Origin of the sequence: Lwoffella lincolnii, from assembly GCF_037201985.1 — a bacterium.
GTDB lineage: Bacteria > Pseudomonadota > Gammaproteobacteria > Pseudomonadales > Moraxellaceae > Psychrobacter > Psychrobacter lincolnii.
On the sequence record NZ_CP147511.1, the window covers coordinates 308,954 to 325,901 of the forward strand.

The following is a 16,948-nucleotide window of genomic DNA, read 5'->3' on the forward strand; positions in this document are numbered from 1 at the left end:
GTCATTTTTAAATAAATTGTAAAATTTTGTAAATTAATAAGGTGTGTATATACGCCATTGGAAGTTGTGAACAATGAACGCAGATAATGACGTTTTACAAATAGATAATATTCGTGAAAGATATTTTCATGATTTGATAATTAAAAGCCCTGATATTCAGGCGGATTTATTGTCGGCTTTAAATTTGCCAGCAGATTTATCAAAATTGCAACTTATTCATGAAGATAAATATATTAATGGCATTACTGCTGATTTTACTTTAATTTATGATGATTATATTTCAGCATTGATTGAATGTAAGGCAGGTGATATTGGTGTTACAGATTATGTGCGTGGTATTGGGCAAGTTTTGCAATATGAGTATTTTTATGAAAATCAAATTACGAAAAACTACCCTTATAAAAAAGACCATTTTAGCAGTGTTTTATTGATACCCTCATCGGTATTTTTAAATAGAAATTTTAATATTGCATTATTTAAGTACCCAATAACAACTAAAATCATTGAAATTAATGACATAAATCACGCTGTCCGCTTAATCAGCCAAAAAGAATTGGATAATTTTAGAGAACAGACTCAAAATAATTTAATGAGCATCTCACAATATTATATCAGAGACACAAGGCTCTTTGAATTATACATGTTATTACGTTATTTGTGTTTTTTAAGATTGAGAAATATCGCTTGTATCAATCGTAGAGAAGTAGAACAAGTTATGATGAAGACGAATACCATTAACAATAGAAATTGGCGTAATGTTTGGATTGGTTTATCATCACTTGGATTGATAGACAGTAATAATATGCCAACACAAAAAGGCATAGAGTTGGGCATGTTTGACATAAATAAATTTTTATTAGTTATGTATAAATCCTATGTTAAACCTTATGCAGACATGTTGATGAATTATTTTTATGAAAATCCTATAAACTTAAATAAAAGTTTAAAAGACATTAAGCAAGATTTTTTGAATATATATAATAATCATGAGATTTTATTTTTTACCCAGTCAGAAACTCGCTATCTGTCCTCTTGGTTGAATATTTTAAGAGATGATTTTGGTTGTCTTGATTTTCAGACAAGAAGCAATCATCGGATATTAAATTATATTCCGTCCATGTTAAATGATGATTTTTTATTAGGCAGTATCCAAAGATATACAAAGGCAAACCCTTATATCAACAATTTACAAGCCATTCTTTAAGAGTGAATTAGTTTAAGAGTGAATTAGAATGAATAAAATATACACCATTTTTGAAACATTTGTTGGTGCAGGTGGCTCACACATTGGGTTTAAACAAAATGGGTTTAAATCAGTTTATGTCAATGATGATAATAAAGATTGTATTGACACTTTATTGTTAAATAATCCTGAAATTAGACAAACTGCCTTTGTGGATTGTCGCAGTGTTTTGAATGTTGATACAGATAATTTATTAAATAATATCAAATTAAAACAAGGCGAATTGGATGTCATGTTTGGTGGCATTGTTTGTAAAGGGTTTAGTTTGGCAGGAGAGCGGTCTCCTAATGATGAGAGAAATTACTTTTATCATCAACAATTGAAATTGGTAGAAATTACCAAACCAAAAATCAGTGTGATTGAAAATGTTAAGGCATTTTCTAACGGTCAAGTGCTGTCTGAAAACACACCGAAAAAAATTCGTGATGAAGTGGATAGAATTTGGCAAGCATTGGAAAATTATAAGGGTCAAAAAGCGGAATTACGTAAAAAAAATAAAATAACCCCTGAATTTGAACAAAAAGGGATAGAATTACGCAAACAAAAAGAAAAATTATTGACAGTTTTAAAAGAAAATAATTATCTCATTTCTGTATTAGATGATTTGTATCAAATTTATGATAGAATTGGTTACCATGTTTCGCACAAAATTTTAAATACGGCTTGGTATGGTGCATCAACCAAACGAGAACGAATTATTATTGTGGCGGTACGTAAAGATTTGCCTAATAATTTTAAATTTCCATTTCCAATTTACCATTCTGATGAAATTTTAACAAAACTGGATTTTGAAAATATTGAAAACGCTCAGTTTTTAAAGCCAATTTCTATTGGTGAAGCATTGTCAAAAATTGATTATACCAATAAAGACGATGTTGATAATCACCCAATGAAGCATTCACCAAAAACAGTAGAGCGATTTAAATATATTAAAGCAGGGTCTAATATTCAAGAGACAATGCACGAAATTCCAGATGATTTAAAAATCAGTAGTTTTTATTCTCGTGGCAATACAATGCGATTGTCCATGCAATTGCTTGCCCCAACACTTGTTCCCGGACACAGTAATTTTCCTGTTCACCCCATTGAACATAGAAGTATTACGGTGCGTGAAGCGGCGGTTATTACAGGATTTCCAATGGATTATAAATTTGTTGGTAACCATTCAAAGCGTTGTGAGCATGTTGGTAATGCTGTGCCACCACCTTTGGCAAGTGCGATTGCAAAAGAATGTGTTAAATTTTTAGATAATATTAAAAAATAAATGTTATTTTTTTTAAACACTCATAAGTCATTTGATATATTAAAAACCCATTTGGGAAGTTTAAAAGTGAACCACACTCGTTTATCCAAATGCCTAATGGAAATCCCAGAGATACAATGTTTCAATATAAAATCAATGACACATTAAGCCTAACCTTAGTACATTCATCATTTGCCAGTCAAATGAATGATATTGTTAATGCCCAAAAAGATGATTTGGGTAAATGGCTACCGTGGGCGAATGATTTTAGTGAAAATAGCTATCGTGAATTTGTCAAATTTGCCTTACACCAATATGCCGATGACAAAGCCATTCATACCCATATTATTTATGATGATAAAATTATTGGGGCGGTGAGTTTAAATAACATTTATCATCATCTTAAAAAGGCAGAAATTGGCTACTGGTTACACCAAGACCATCGGGGGCGTGGTGTCATGACCTGTGCGGTGCGTGCAATCATGGACATTGCCAAAAACATCTATGGCATGAATGTGGTGGAGATTAAGGCGGGTGAGCATAATATTCCAAGCCAACAAGTTGCTAAGCGATTGGGTTTTGAATTTTGTGGGATTATCGCCAATAATGAAAACATTAATGGTGAAATTATTAATCATGCGGTTTATATGTATCGGTTTTAATTTAAACAATTGATGATTTAAACAATTGATGGGGTAAATTCTTTGCCTTGATTTGTCAAATTAAAATTGATTGATGTGATTGTCATTGTTTAAAAAATATCATGGCATATTTATCCACAAAACCAGTTTAATATCTAACATTTAATATTCAATACCCAACATTCAACATTTAATATTTAAAATATAAAATATAAAATATAACACCCAAACAGAGAAACAGTCATGCCAAATTCAACCAAAGTCAAAACGCTCCCCAAACGCCTAATAGAAATTCCAGAGATGCGACGCATTCAAAACATTCATTTTGTTGGTATTGGTGGGGCTGGCATGTGTGGCATTGCCGAAGTGCTTGCCAATCAAGGCTATGTGGTTACTGGCTCAGACATTAAGGCAAATGCGATGACCGAGCGTTTAGAAAACTTAGATGTAACGGTATATGTCGGTCATGATGCCAGCAACATCAAAATGGCCGATGTGGTGGTGGTGTCATCTGCCATTGACCGACAAAACCCTGAGATTCAGGCTGCCTTAAAAGCCCACATTCCTGTGGTACGCCGTGCTGACATGTTGGGCGAGCTTATGCGATACCGTCATGGCATTGCGGTGGCAGGGGCTCATGGCAAGACCACAACCACAAGCTTATTAACCATGATGCTCACCGAAGCGGGGCTTGACCCAACTTATGTGATTGGCGGTAAATTAAACGCCTCGGGCAAAAATGCCGCTTTGGGTGCTAGCCGTTATTTGGTGGCAGAAGCCGACGAGTCTGATGCGTCTTTTTTATCTTTGCGACCCATGGCGTGTGTTGTTACCAACATTGATGAAGACCACATGGAGACCTATGAAGGCAGCTTTGATAAACTAAAACAAGCCTATGTGCAGTTTTTGCACAACATGCCTTTTTATGGGCTGGCTGTGTTGTGTGGCGATGACAAAGAGCTGTATGCCATGATTGATGACATTGCAAGACCTGTCATCACATACGGCCTTGAAAAACACAACGATGTGCAGGCGGTAGATGTGATTGCAGACGGCACAAAAACCCATTTCACCGTACTAAGAAAAGACAAAAAACCCTTACCCATTACCTTAAATATCCCCGGCATTCACAATGTTTATAATGCCCTTGGGGCAATTACCATGGCAACCGATGAAGGCGTGAGTGATAAAGCCATTTGCCAAGCGGTAGAAAAATTTGCAGGCGTGGGCAGACGCTTTGAAAATAATGGCAGCTACCCCCTAACAGATGGCAGCGGTGATGTGGTATTGATTGATGATTATGGGCATCACCCCACCGAAATCGCCATGACCATCAAAGCTGCCCGCCAAAGCTATCCTGACCGCCGTTTGGTGATGATGTTTCAGCCACACCGTTACAGTCGCACAAGGGATTGTTTTAGTGAGTTTGTCAATGTGTTGTCGCAGGTGGATAAGCTGATTTTGCTTGATGTGTACAGTGCTGGCGAGGAGCTGATTAAGGGGGCAACAAGCAATGATTTGGCGCGTTCATTGCGTGAGCGTGGGCAGGTTGAACCGATTGTGCTAAATATCAATGACAAAGAACAAATCACCCAAGTGCTTAAAATCACCCTAAACGCCAATGATTTGCTGATGACCCAAGGGGCGGGCAATGTGGGACAACTGTGTCAAGAATTGGTCAAAAATGGGTTGTTTTTGGGGTGATTTTAAAAGGGCTTAAAAATTAAAAAGGCAAAAACATGAGCAAACTTAATACAAAAGATGACCAAAACTTTGGCAAAGTGGCGGTTGTTTGTGGCGGAACAAGCACAGAGCGTGAAGTGTCGCTAAATAGTGGCATGGCAGTGCTAAATGCCTTATTATCAAAAGGGGTGGACGCCCATCATTTTGACCCTGCCGATACTGACATATCTCATTTGCGTGCCTATGACCGTGTGTTTAATGTGTTGCATGGCACTTTTGGCGAAGATGGCAGTTTACAAGGGGTGCTTGATAGCTTTAATCTGCCTTATACAGGCTGTGGTGTCTTGGCATCTGCCATCGCCATGGATAAATTTCGCTGTCGTTTGCTGTGGCAGTCGCTCGGGCTACCAAATGTGCCTTATGTGGTTTTGCATGATGACAGCGATTTTGCTGCCGTAGAGCGTGAATTTGGTTTACCGCTATTTGTCAAACCTGCTGCCGAAGGGTCTAGCGTGGGTGTGTTTATGGTTGAGCAAGCAGGTGATTTGGCAAAAATTTATCCCAAATTAAAGCAATATCATGGCGAGATTTTGGCAGAAAAAGCGATGATGGGCGGAGAATATGCCATATCACTGCTTGGTGAACATGTTCTGCCCAGTATCCGTATCATCCCTAAGGGCAAATTTTATGATTATGAAGCCAAATATTTGCGTGATGACACCATTTATCAATGCCCATCTGATTTGACGCCAGAGCAAGAGAGGCAAATGGGTGAATTGGCATTAAAAGCGTTTCGTGCGATTGGGGGGCGTGGTTGGTCTCGTGTGGATTTTTTAAAGGGGCATGATGGCAAGCTGTGTGTGTTAGAGATTAATACCGTCCCTGGCATGACTGACCACAGTCTTGTGCCGATGGCTGCCAAAGAAGCAGGGATTGGGTTTGATGAGTTGTGTGTGAAAATTTTGGCACAGACTTTGAACATATGATTGAAGACATGATTGAAAATATGGGTAGAGACATAGATAGAACCATCATTAGAAACATAAACAACAACTTAGACTGTCATATAGACAACGACTAAGACAGCAATCACTTATTTTGTTCCCAGTTAAAATCTATGATGTTTAATTGGAAGAACATTGGTAAATTGACAAAAATGTCAATACCATAGCCTATTGTTTTGACAAAAAATGCGGTATCATAAACATAAATAAGTATGTGCAAATTTTGTCTATTTTTGACTAAATTTGTGATTCATCAAAGTGGTTGATGGGTTGTTTAATGATTGGCAAATCTTTCGTTAAGTTATTTTTATTGGGTAGTTTTAGTAAGGGCGTGCCATGACTCAACAACACATGACTGATTTGCATGGTCGTTCATTGATGGACTGGCTTGGTTATGTGTTTGCTTTTTTAATGCTGGCATTGGTCATGATGATTGGGTATCGTTTGTATCAGCAAGCACCCGTTGCCAAAATTGTCGTTTACCCAACAGGATTAACCCAACAAGAACATCAACGTCTGTCTGAGTTATTAGCACAACAGACGGATACCTTTTTTGCCACCGATTTATCTGCCATCATTAAAGTGAGCCAACAGCTTTCTTGGCTTGATGAAGTGCGAGTCACTAGGGATTGGCAACAGGGCATTGTGGTGCAGGCATTGCCCAAGCAACCTGTGGCACGGTTTGGTAGTGAACGATTTATTGATGCTAAAGGTGAGGTATTCACGCCACTTGAGAAGCGTCGATTGACAGATGAGCATTGGCCGACTTTGCAAGGTGATCCAAGTCAAGCCAAGTCAATCATGCAACAAATGCAACAGGTCAACAGTTGGTTTGCCCCCTTAGACCTGATGGTTGAGGACATGATTTTGACCCCACGCATGACGTGGCTTATCCGTTTTAATACAGGGCTTAGAGTGGTGGTTGATGGTGAAAATACCACTCAAAAGCTGATGACCTTAAGTCATTTATTACAAACTGAGTTGTATCCACGATTAGATGAGATGCAAGCATTAGATTTGCGTTATAAAAATGGCATGGCAATTTCATGGAAAGTGCCTGAATCGTTTTAACGAATAACAGATTTTTAGAATAACAGATTGTTTAAAGTAACACACATCAGCCAAGACGGTTTATGATTATTTACCATTATTTACCATGAAACAACATGAAAATCTTGTCGTCATTCATTTAAGTGCCACTGCTGTGTATGCAGTGGTTGCTTGCGTCATATCAAAAGATGACATTCAAGTCAGAGGAATGGTCAAGGTAAATACCAACGAGTTTTATCAAGGCCGAGCGGTTCATTCAGAGCGACTTAAGCAGATTATTAACCAAGCCATTTATGCGGTTGAGACCATGGCTCATTGCCGTGTCCACAGTATTTGGTTAAGCTTTGCCACGCCTGAGATGAAAAGCAGTAACAGTCATGGCAAAGTGGTGATTGATGAAGAGACTGTATCCGTCAAACATATTGTGGAAGCGTTAGGAAAAGCCAAGGAGCAAGATATTGCCAATGACCATTATGTCATGCAATACGCCCAGCAAGGCATCTTGATTGATGATGATGATATGATGGTCAATGATGCCATTGGTACGTACGCCGATGGTATTAATGTGATGTACCATTTATTGTCTTTGCCTGTGGTAACACGACAAAACATGGAGTCGTTGTTTCGCTCCACCAACGTACGGGTTGACCATATGGTGTTTGATATGGTCTCGATGTCAGCGTATGCGTTGATGCCAGAAGAAATGAAGTTGGGGGTATGTCTGCTGGACATTGGCTACAGCACCACCAATTTATGTGTTTATAAAGAAGAAAAGCTGCTGTTCGCTAAGTGCTTGCCTTATGGGGCGGTTGAGGTCACCATGGACATCTCAGCAGAGCTGAATCTAAACATGTATGAGGCAGAAAGGCTCAAAAAGCGTCATGGTACTGTCGATACCACACAAGTCGACCCTGCCCAGTTTATTGAAATTAAGTCCAACGAAGACGAAGATATCAAGACCATAAGCCTGCATGAATTGGCTTTAATCATTGAAGCAAGATATCAAAGTATATTAGATCAGGTGCTGATGGCGCTTGAACAGGTGGGATTGATTGAGCATCTGACCCGTGGCTTTGTGTTGGCAGGTGGTGGCAGTCAGATGAATGGCATGGTGTCTTTTGCCAAGCGTTATTTACAAACCCCTGTGGTACATACAACGCTTAACAAAAGCATCACACCCCAAAAGCGGTTTGATAATGAAGATAACTATGCCCAACTTAAATCCTTGATTAAGGAGCGTGGCTTTCAAGTGGCATTAGGCACGCTGATATACAGTCAAAGCGAGCAGTTTGCTCACAGTCAACGTAGCTCACTTGAAGCGTTGAAACAAGAACAAAAAGAGCATGGTCTGATGTCCAGACTTGGGCGGTTTTTGCATGACTTTTTATGATGCTGATTGATTTTGATGTTAACGAATATGAATATCAAGTTGCCATCAGTTGATTGTTCACTGGCATATTTTTAAGGCTGTTTAAGTACAGTCAGGCAATGATACGAAAATGATACGGAGTAATGATAACATGACAAAGTTTTCTATGGCAGATAATACAGAAGAGATAAAGCACACAGGGGCTCGTTTTACTGTGTTTGGCTTGGGTGGTGGTGGCGGTAATGCCGTGGAGCATATGGTGCGTCAAGGCATCAAAAACGTTACCTTTGTGGTGGCGAATACTGACCGCCAAGCTTTAGATGGTCTTAGTGTTCCCAATAAACTACAGCTAGGAGCACAGACCAACCGTGGTCTAGGAGCAGGCGCTGACCCTAAAGTTGGACGTGAGGCAGCAGAAAGCGATGAAGATGCCATTCGTAAGTTGTTAGAAAACTCAGACATGGTGTTTGTTACCGCTGGTATGGGCGGTGGCACTGGCACAGGAGCTGCTCCTGTGGTGGCTCGTATTGCCAAAGAACTGGGTATTTTAACAGTGGCAGTGGTAACCACGCCCTTTAGGTTTGAAGGTGGTCGTCGCATCAAAGCTGCTCAAGATGGCATCGAACAGTTAACCAATTTTGTCGACTCCATCATCACCATTCCTAATGATAAGTTAATGAAAGTCTATGGCAATATTTCAATGGAAGAAGCCTTTAAAAAAGCTGATGATGTGCTGATGCACGCTGTGCAGGGCTTAGCAGAGACCATTGAACGCAACGGTAAAATCAACATTGACTTTAACGATATTCGTACCGCATTGACTGCTAAAGGTCATGCCATGATGGGCATCGGACGTGGTAGCGGTGATGACCGAGCTCGTCAAGCCACCGAAAAAGCCATTCGCTCTCCGTTATTAGATGACTTGCTGTTAGAAAATGCCAAGGGTTTATTGGTCAATGTCATGTCATCATCTTCGTTGACGTTAGATGAATTTAGCACCATTAACGAAATCTTAGAAAGCATTACCGACACAGATGATGCCCATATCTTCTATGGCTCAGTCATTGATGAAGATTTGGGTGATGACCTACATGTTACTGTCATCGCCACAGGCTTGACCTTAGATAACCGTCCTAAGCCCGTACAGCAACCCAATGCCATACCCAACGCCAACAGCAGACAAACCATTGACCCAAATAGCCATGCCAGTGCGTTGAGTAACCAAAGACGACCTGCCAGCTCATCACAAAGCCATTCATCACAAAGCCACTCACCACTAGGCAATGGCAACACTCAGATTGTCTCAGGTCAGCCCCAATCACAAACCCGCCCTCGCACCAACAGCATCACCGACTATCTTCGTAGTCAACAAAATAAATAACCTGTTGGTCAAATTCACTCATTAGAAATGTGTCCTAATGAGCTAAAAACGGCAATTCATTGCCGTTTTTATTTATGACAGACTTGATGTAAGACTTGATTGTCATGATAAATGTGTCAAAATATGACAAAAGGACATGAATAATGGCATAATGATGAATTGTTTGTAATTGAGAATGTTTATTATTGAAATATTGCCATGACTCATCAAAGAAAAAACCACCCATTATCCAAACTGCCATCTGCTTATCCCACTCATCAACATACCATTGCCAAAACTGTCAGCGTGACCAATATCGGATTACACAGTGGACAACCTGTTACTTTAACCTTGCAACCTGCCAAGCCAAATCATGGCATTGTCTTTGTGCGTACTGATTTGTCCGACAGACCTCATTTGCCTGCCCATGCTTCACTCATTACCAGTACTCATCTGTCTTCTAATTTACAAAAAGATGGTGTGCAGATTGCCACAGTGGAGCATCTGCTGAGTGCGTTGGCTGGCATGTGTGTGGATAATGTATTGATAGAGGTGAGTTCAGCGGAAGTTCCCATTATGGACGGCAGTGCAGCAGATTATGTACGGTTGATTGAGCAGGCAGGAAAAATGAAACAAAATACGCCCCGTCGATACTTGCGTTTGACAAACACCATTGAAGTGCATGATGATGACAAATGGGCATCATTGTCTCCGTATGACGGTTACCGCTTGGATTTTGAGATTGATTTTGCCCATCCTGTGGTTAATCAAAGTATCCAAACTGCCAGTATCGAAATAACCCAAGGTAATTATCGTTCACAAATCAGTCTTGCCCGCACATTTGGCTTCGCCAAAGACATTGCTTATTTGCAACAAAATAATCTGGCACTGGGTGGCAACTTAGACAATGCCATTGTGGTTGATGATGATAAAATACTCAATCCCACAGGATTGAGATTGGCAGATGAATTTGTCAAACATAAGATATTAGATGCCATTGGCGACTTGTCATTGATGGGTTATCCGTTGTTGGCACATTATCAGGCATATAAATCTGGTCATGGATTGAACAATCGGCTGGCAAAAGCAGTTTTAAATGAGCCAAATTGCTTTGAAATTGTAACAATATATGACATACATAAAAATTAAGAACATTATATTTTAAATAATCTAATTAATTAGATTGAGCGTAATTGATGATGGCAACATTCACGTAAGATTTATGTAGGTTGCCCTTTTTATTGACAAAATACAGTGGTGGCATCATTCAGCTTGCTTTTGATTTTATTGAACCTGTTGATATGGTCAGTAAAATCATGGCATTTCAACCTTTTATTGAAAATTGTCACGGTCTTAAGGCAAACACTCACCACAAATCACACATAAAAAAACAGCAGAACTTGACAAAATCAACAATGTTTTTTACATAACTTTACAATGTAAATTTTGTTGGGTTTGTGTGCGTGAGTAAAAATTCCCAAAAAAAGCCATCAGATGACAACTTAAAATGGCTATGTTATAGTTGCCCCATCTTTTGATGATGCCTTGATACATAAGGCTTTTACAGAAAGATAAGCGAAATATTAGTCAGTTACCAGATAGAATTGAGCAATACTTTCATCATGGACGACTTAAGTCCACGACCACAAACCTTAATGAATTGAGTTGTTTAAATGTAAGGGTTTGTGAATTTCCATGATGACGAACATGGTCATTTAATATGTCAATGAGTTGATGTTGTTGGTAGCGTAAATGATTGGCAGCGGTGTGCGACTTGACAGATAAGGTTAACGCATCATCTTTGATGTTCACCACATACAACTGTTCTAAGATACTGTTAGGTTGCCATTGGGCCAATATCTGTCTGATTTCTAAAGTCGCTTTTTGTAACTTTCTGTAGGTGTCTCCGAGATGACCAGAAACGGCAGATGAACCAATACGGGTTTTATCGGAGTAGTCTCCAAGGTGATTGGGGGTTTTTTTCATAAAGTTCATCAGGTTGTTCTCAAAAGACATTAAAGTGGGACATTTATTTTAATACATTCAAACAGTTCAGGGCATTGGTATTTGTTTTATGACAGATGACCAATGAGGTAAAACTTATGAAGCAAGCGTTATTGATGATTTCTGTATTTGGGTTTGGCATGGTGCAAGCTCATGCTAACATCACTGGCCATCAGGCAGACACGTTGAGCAGTTTTCACGCTTTAAGTGACATGGAATATGGTAGCGATGATGACGCCACAACTGATTTTGCCACCATCACCAGCTTTGCCACCAGCAATAATCAAGCCACCATGCGTGTGTATCATCAAAATCAGCTGGACAAACAAATTGATAAGCTAGATTTGTTGCGTCGTGACTTAGATGTCAATCAAGACGGCATAGAAGAGATGATTAACCAGTTGTCAAAACACAGAAACAATCAAATTGATGCTCAACGTGCTAAAAAAACTCGTGATGCTTTTTTAGCCGCTCAGACCCAACAACAGGGCAATATTTTATCGGCATTAAACATTGACAGTACGACTGCCCCATCGATTGCTGCTGCTCATGCGTCTCGTGCAGCAGGCTCTCGTTCTCGTAGCAGTGGCTATTGTGCCAGATATGTACGTCAAGCATTACAGGCAGCAGGATATCAGTTCACTCCCAACGCTTCTGCTTACCAATATGCCAGTCGTGGGACTTTGGCACAAGCAGGTTTTAGTAAAATCAGTAATAATAGCCGTCCACAAGTGGGTGATGTGGTGGTGTTTGACCGCACATCACGCTACCCACATGGTCATATCCAAATTTGGGACGGCAAAAACTGGGTATCTGATTTTCGTCAAAACGACATTAACCCCTATAGTGGGGCGGTCACTTATACCACATGGCGTGATAACCGTTACTTGAACAATGCGTCTGAATCTGGCACTTATCTGGCAATGGCAGAATAACTGACTGTCAAACCAGCCATGTCATCAATAATTCATCACAAAACTCATCACCAACCCCATAAGAAACTGGCATTATCGCCAGTTTTTTGTGTTTATTAATAAGTTATCAGTCATGCCATGTCTTGTTTGAATTTTCTCAATCTTGCTGATTGTGGTAATTATGCCAATCTTGCCAATATTGTCTGTCATGAAAATCAGGTGGACTGGCATGATGTGGGGCATAATAAATGGGTTGGTCATCTCGATATAAAATCACACAAGGGTGGATTTGGTGGAATTTGGCGATTTTATTTTGACGGGCATAAAGCTGGCGGTAATCGCCCAACTTGATGGCAACATGACGTGAATGCCAATTTGTTTGTTGTGATGCTTGTTGTGAATGGTCATTTGGCATGGGTGTCATCGGTGTTGGTGTTGTTATTTGTGTTGGCAGTGCCATTGGTATCCATAAAGACGCTAATGTGTCTTGTGTGGGAGGCATGTTTTTGGGTGAGCGATAGTCATCAAAACGATAAATGTTATACGCTCCGTTTGGGCTGACATTCACTTCCAAATACTCGCTGTCTTCTGATAATGCCACAAAGCACTCTAGACAGTTTTTCTCCCATAGGTTATCTTGTCTCTTTATCTGAGTGGTTGATGGGTCATCTAGTGTCAGCCAAGGTTTTTTTTCAATAAAATAGCTTAAACACAGACAGTCCACCCTTTGGCTGATGGCAACATGGATATGTGGGTTTGTGGGTAGATGGTTATGGGGGTGTGGCTGCCGTAAGGTTATCAATGCCACTGAAGGGCAAAGTAAGGGATAAGACTCTTGGTAAAAGACAGACACATGAACTTGCTTGAACACAGCTGAACCAAATCTGACCGATGACGCTGTCATTATCCGCCAAAACGCACTAAGTTAGACAGTTTTGGGTTGGCTTGTGGGTTGTGGCGTAGCAACAGGGCCATGCGTCCCACATGGTGTATCAATAGGGCTTGGCTGTCTTTTGCCAGTTGGGCAGATAGGGCATCTCGTTCTTCTTTACTACCTGCTGGCAGACGGACTTTGACCAATTCATGATCGGTTAACGCACGTTCCAGCTCACCCAATACGCTTGGGCTTAGTCCTTGTCCGCCAATGCTGACAATGGGCTTTAGTTTATGACCGATGCCTCTTAGGCGTTTTAGGGTGTCGTTATCAAGTTTTTGGGTGTTGATGTTTGACATGATGTTTGACTGGTATCCTATGAGTATTTATCAGCTTGATGTTTATCAGGTTGGTGTCTATCAATGACTGTGTGCCATTATAAAGCACTGATGGTAAAAATCTAGCGGTAAAACCAGTTTTCCATCAATCATCAACCAAATCCATGTCATGCTAACATGTTAAAATGGTATTTTGGATTGGTATGTTTTAGTTGGTATGTTTTAGTTGGTATGTTTTAAAGGAAGCGCCCATGGCAACCAAAATTAAAAATAAAAAATTGTCCAAAAGCAGTCGAGCGTGGATACAAGAGCATTTGGACGATTACTATGTCAAAAAAGCCCACAAAGACGGCTATCGTGCCCGTGCAGCTTACAAACTTATCGAAATTAACGACAAAATGAAACTGATAAAATCAGGCATGACGGTGGTGGACTTAGGCGCTGCTCCCGGTAGCTGGTCGCAGGTGGCAGGGCGTATCGTTGGTGATGCGGGGGTGATGATGGCATCAGATATTTTGCCAATGGATAAACTTGAAAACGTGACCTTTATCCAAGGGGATTTTCGTGAGCAGGCAGTGTTTGATGCGATTATGGCAGAAGTGGGAGGGCGGCAGGTAGATGTGGTGCTGTCGGACATGGCACCCAACACGTCAGGTAACTCAGCAGTTGACCAGCCACGCATGATGTATCTGTGTGAGTTGGCAGTGGATTTTGCGTTGTCGGTGTTGCCTGATGGCGGTGCGCTGATTATGAAAGTATTTCAAGGGGAGGGGGCACAAGAACTTAGACAACAAATGCAAAAAAAATTCAGTAAGGTTCGTAGCATTAAGCCTGATGCTTCAAGACCTCGCAGTCGAGAGATGTTTTGGGTTGCGATAAAGTAGATTGACATGCCCAGGTTAAGTTTAATCAGAAAAACTGATAAGAAAGATTGATAAGAAAAAATTGCCACATTGTCGTATGACTAATAAGGTAATCATATGACAAAAAGGTGGTCATATGACAAATAAGATGGTATTTAGTGAATTGTGAGTTAAGACTTGAATTGTGGCGATTTTGCTCGCATATCATGCTATATTAGTAAGATTGTCTATTTTGCTCTCCACTGGTTGCGATTGAGAGCTGGCATGATGCTGATGCAACATAAACCGCAACACAAACATATGTGGCATTCATACATGCCATCTAACACATGTAATACTAACACACATGTAATACTAACAAGAGTAACACCGTAAAGGACACACACTGTGAATGATATGGTAAAAAACACCCTACTATGGCTGGTGGTCATTGGCGTGCTGGTGCTGATATTTAGTGGTTTTGACCAAAGGTCAGAACCTGACACGATGAACTATTCTGAATTTGTAACAGCGGTATCAAATGACCAAGTCGTCAAGGTTAAGATTGATGGTGAGCAAATAAAGGGTGAAAAAAAGAATGGCTCAGAGTTTGAGACCATTCGCCCTGCCATTAGTGATAATAGTTTAATGCCCATGCTGATTGAGCATGATGTTGAAGTACAAGGAGCAGCCCCTGAACGTCAAAGTGTGATGATGCAGTTGTTGATTGCCAGTTTCCCAGTGTTATTGATTATTGGCTTATTTTTGTTCTTTATGCGTAACATGCAAGGTGGCGGCGGTGGGCGAGTCGGTGGCCCGATGAGCTTTGGCAAATCTAAAGCCAAAATGCTGACTGAAGACCAAATCAAAGTAACCTTCGACGATGTGGCAGGGGCAGAAGAAGCCAAGCAAGAGGTGGTGGAAGTGGTGGATTTCTTGCGTGATCCAGACAAATTTACCAAGCTTGGGGCGACCATCCCTCGGGGTATTTTGATGGTAGGACCACCAGGCACAGGTAAAACATTGCTTGCTAAAGCAATTGCTGGTGAAGCCAAAGTGCCATTTTTCTCCATTTCTGGCTCTGACTTTGTGGAGATGTTTGTTGGTGTGGGGGCATCACGGGTGCGTGACATGTTTGAAAAAGCCAAAAAAAATGCCCCTTGCATCATCTTTATTGATGAGATTGATGCCGTTGGTCGTCATCGTGGTGCGGGTATGGGCGGTGGCAATGATGAACGTGAGCAGACCTTAAACCAATTATTGGTTGAGATGGATGGTTTTGAAGGTAATGATGGCGTTATCGTGATTGCTGCCACCAACCGTGTGGACGTGTTGGATAAAGCCTTATTGCGTCCAGGTCGTTTTGACCGTCAAGTACAAGTAGGATTACCAGACATCAAAGGACGTGAGCAAATCTTAAACGTACATCTTAAAAAACTGCCACAAACGGTGGGCGTTGATGTTAATTCGTTGGCTCGTGGCACGCCGGGATTTAGTGGTGCTCAACTGGCCAATCTTGTCAATGAAGCGGCATTGTTTGCTGCTCGTCGGGATAAAACCCATGTGGACATGAATGACTTTGAAGAAGCCAAAGACAAGCTGTATATGGGCCCTGAACGTAAGTCAATGGTGCTAAGAGAAGAAGAACGCCGTGCCACCGCTTATCATGAAGCAGGTCATGCCTTGGTGGCTGAGTTACTTCCAGGAACTGACCCTGTTCATAAGGTAACAATCATGCCTCGTGGCTTTGCGTTGGGTGTTACATGGCAATTACCTGAGCATGACCAAACCAGTCATAATAAGTCAAAAATGCTCAATGACATTGCCATCTTATTTGGTGGACGTATTGCTGAAGAAGTTTTTATCAATCAAAAATCCACTGGCGCATCGAATGACTTTGAGCGTGCCACCAAAATGGCACGAGCCATGGTTACCAAATATGGCATGTCTGATGCGATGGGCATCATGGTGTATGAAGATGATGAACAATCAGGCTACTTTGGTGGCAGCTCACGCACCATCTCAGAAGCCACTCAGCAAAAAGTCGATGATGAAGTCAGACGCATGCTGGAAGAACAATACGACATTGCCCGTGAGTTGATTGAGGGCAATAAAGAAAAAATGCACATGATGGTTGATGCCTTGATGAAGTGGGAGACGATTGACCGTGACCAATTGCAAGACATCATGGCAGGTAATGAGCCTCGTGAGCCTAAGACTTATCAGCCCATCAATGTGCCTGCTGTTCAAGAAAATACCAGCGATTCAGGGTCATCAGGCAGCATGCCACCGCCTTTACCAGCGATGTGAATAAAAGCGATGTGAATGAATCTGTCAATACAGATTTTGCATCACTCATCATTGACATTGGTCATCAATGGCC

15 protein-coding genes are annotated in these 16,948 nt (G+C 40.8%); 12 read left to right on the top strand and 3 right to left on the bottom strand.

Features of this window, described 5'->3' with window-relative positions; translation table 11 throughout:
- The first annotated feature begins 73 nt into the window (after positions 1-73).
- From WDM69_RS01390 to lpxC, 9 genes are all read left to right on the top strand, one after another.
- Positions 74-1,204 carry a hypothetical protein gene (locus WDM69_RS01390; protein WP_078307358.1) on the top strand — a complete coding sequence of 377 codons (1,131 nt, stop codon included), beginning with the start codon at positions 74-76 and terminating at the stop codon, positions 1,202-1,204.
- Between the two features lie 28 nt (positions 1,205-1,232).
- Positions 1,233-2,507: a DNA cytosine methyltransferase gene (locus tag WDM69_RS01395; RefSeq protein WP_078307360.1), complete on the top strand. Its 1,275-nt coding sequence runs from the start codon at positions 1,233-1,235 to the stop codon at positions 2,505-2,507.
- Between the two features lie 116 nt (positions 2,508-2,623).
- Complete coding sequence (locus tag WDM69_RS01400) at positions 2,624-3,148, top strand: GNAT family N-acetyltransferase (protein ID WP_078307362.1); 525 nt, start codon at positions 2,624-2,626, stop codon at positions 3,146-3,148.
- Positions 3,149-3,370: 222 nt separating this feature from the next.
- Entirely contained in the window at positions 3,371-4,831 is a 1,461-nt protein-coding gene (gene murC, locus WDM69_RS01405; RefSeq protein WP_064625373.1) for a UDP-N-acetylmuramate--L-alanine ligase, read from the top strand.
- A 35-nt stretch (positions 4,832-4,866) separates the two neighbouring features.
- A complete protein-coding gene (locus WDM69_RS01410) occupies positions 4,867-5,796 on the top strand; it encodes a D-alanine--D-alanine ligase (RefSeq protein ID WP_078307364.1) in 930 nt (309 codons plus the stop codon).
- A 354-nt stretch (positions 5,797-6,150) separates the two neighbouring features.
- Complete coding sequence (locus WDM69_RS01415) at positions 6,151-6,885, top strand: cell division protein FtsQ/DivIB (protein ID WP_078307366.1); 735 nt, start codon at positions 6,151-6,153, stop codon at positions 6,883-6,885.
- Between the two features lie 85 nt (positions 6,886-6,970).
- Entirely contained in the window at positions 6,971-8,254 is a 1,284-nt protein-coding gene (gene ftsA / locus WDM69_RS01420) for a cell division protein FtsA (protein ID WP_078307368.1), read from the top strand.
- Between the two features lie 130 nt (positions 8,255-8,384).
- Positions 8,385-9,614, top strand: coding sequence for a cell division protein FtsZ (gene ftsZ / locus WDM69_RS01425; RefSeq protein ID WP_078307566.1), 1,230 nt, complete (start codon positions 8,385-8,387; stop codon positions 9,612-9,614).
- Between the two features lie 198 nt (positions 9,615-9,812).
- Complete coding sequence (gene lpxC / locus WDM69_RS01430) at positions 9,813-10,742, top strand: UDP-3-O-acyl-N-acetylglucosamine deacetylase (protein ID WP_078307370.1); 930 nt, start codon at positions 9,813-9,815, stop codon at positions 10,740-10,742.
- A gap of 471 nt (positions 10,743-11,213) precedes the next feature.
- Here the strand turns inward: lpxC and WDM69_RS01435 are convergent, their stop codons facing one another.
- Positions 11,214-11,588 (bottom strand): DciA family protein, encoded by a 375-nt coding sequence (locus tag WDM69_RS01435; protein ID WP_158077876.1) that lies wholly within the window; start codon positions 11,586-11,588, stop codon positions 11,214-11,216.
- A 107-nt stretch (positions 11,589-11,695) separates the two neighbouring features.
- Here WDM69_RS01435 and WDM69_RS01440 point away from each other — a divergent pair, with 107 nt between their 5' ends.
- Positions 11,696-12,532 (top strand): CHAP domain-containing protein, encoded by an 837-nt coding sequence (locus WDM69_RS01440; RefSeq protein ID WP_078307376.1) that lies wholly within the window; start codon positions 11,696-11,698, stop codon positions 12,530-12,532.
- A gap of 136 nt (positions 12,533-12,668) precedes the next feature.
- Here the strand turns inward: WDM69_RS01440 and WDM69_RS01445 are convergent, their stop codons facing one another.
- Both WDM69_RS01445 and WDM69_RS01450 read right to left on the bottom strand, forming a co-directional pair.
- Positions 12,669-13,364 carry a hypothetical protein gene (locus WDM69_RS01445; protein ID WP_338755526.1) on the bottom strand — a complete coding sequence of 232 codons (696 nt, stop codon included), beginning with the start codon at positions 13,362-13,364 and terminating at the stop codon, positions 12,669-12,671.
- 50 nt (positions 13,365-13,414) lie between these two features.
- Positions 13,415-13,744 (bottom strand): YhbY family RNA-binding protein, encoded by a 330-nt coding sequence (locus WDM69_RS01450; RefSeq protein WP_078307380.1) that lies wholly within the window; start codon positions 13,742-13,744, stop codon positions 13,415-13,417.
- A gap of 230 nt (positions 13,745-13,974) precedes the next feature.
- Between WDM69_RS01450 and WDM69_RS01455 the strand changes: the two genes are divergently transcribed.
- Both WDM69_RS01455 and ftsH read left to right on the top strand, forming a co-directional pair.
- Positions 13,975-14,607, top strand: a complete 633-nt coding sequence (locus WDM69_RS01455; protein WP_078307568.1) for an RlmE family RNA methyltransferase — start codon at positions 13,975-13,977, stop codon at positions 14,605-14,607.
- Between the two features lie 375 nt (positions 14,608-14,982).
- The gene (gene ftsH, locus WDM69_RS01460; RefSeq protein ID WP_078307570.1) at positions 14,983-16,875 is read left to right on the top strand and encodes an ATP-dependent zinc metalloprotease FtsH; all 1,893 of its coding nucleotides are present in this window, start codon (positions 14,983-14,985) and stop codon (positions 16,873-16,875) included.
- Positions 16,876-16,948: the final 73 nt, after the last annotated feature.

Bases quoted from the DNA above. Each gene is read 5' to 3' on its own strand.
- lpxC (WP_078307370.1), top strand. From the start codon at position 9,813: ATGACTCATCAAAGAAAAAACCACCCATTATCCAAACTGCCATCTGCT.
- WDM69_RS01395 (WP_078307360.1), top strand. From the start codon at position 1,233: ATGAATAAAATATACACCATTTTTGAAACATTTGTTGGTGCAGGTGGC.
- ftsZ (WP_078307566.1), top strand. From the start codon at position 8,385: ATGACAAAGTTTTCTATGGCAGATAATACAGAAGAGATAAAGCACACA.
- WDM69_RS01455 (WP_078307568.1), top strand. From the start codon at position 13,975: ATGGCAACCAAAATTAAAAATAAAAAATTGTCCAAAAGCAGTCGAGCG.
- WDM69_RS01435 (WP_158077876.1), bottom strand. From the start codon at position 11,588: ATGAACTTTATGAAAAAAACCCCCAATCACCTTGGAGACTACTCCGAT.
- murC (WP_064625373.1), top strand. From the start codon at position 3,371: ATGCCAAATTCAACCAAAGTCAAAACGCTCCCCAAACGCCTAATAGAA.
- WDM69_RS01410 (WP_078307364.1), top strand. From the start codon at position 4,867: ATGAGCAAACTTAATACAAAAGATGACCAAAACTTTGGCAAAGTGGCG.
- WDM69_RS01440 (WP_078307376.1), top strand. From the start codon at position 11,696: ATGAAGCAAGCGTTATTGATGATTTCTGTATTTGGGTTTGGCATGGTG.
- WDM69_RS01390 (WP_078307358.1), top strand. From the start codon at position 74: ATGAACGCAGATAATGACGTTTTACAAATAGATAATATTCGTGAAAGA.
- WDM69_RS01400 (WP_078307362.1), top strand. From the start codon at position 2,624: ATGTTTCAATATAAAATCAATGACACATTAAGCCTAACCTTAGTACAT.
- ftsA (WP_078307368.1), top strand. From the start codon at position 6,971: ATGAAACAACATGAAAATCTTGTCGTCATTCATTTAAGTGCCACTGCT.
- WDM69_RS01450 (WP_078307380.1), bottom strand. From the start codon at position 13,744: ATGTCAAACATCAACACCCAAAAACTTGATAACGACACCCTAAAACGC.
- WDM69_RS01415 (WP_078307366.1), top strand. From the start codon at position 6,151: ATGACTCAACAACACATGACTGATTTGCATGGTCGTTCATTGATGGAC.
- ftsH (WP_078307570.1), top strand. From the start codon at position 14,983: ATGGTAAAAAACACCCTACTATGGCTGGTGGTCATTGGCGTGCTGGTG.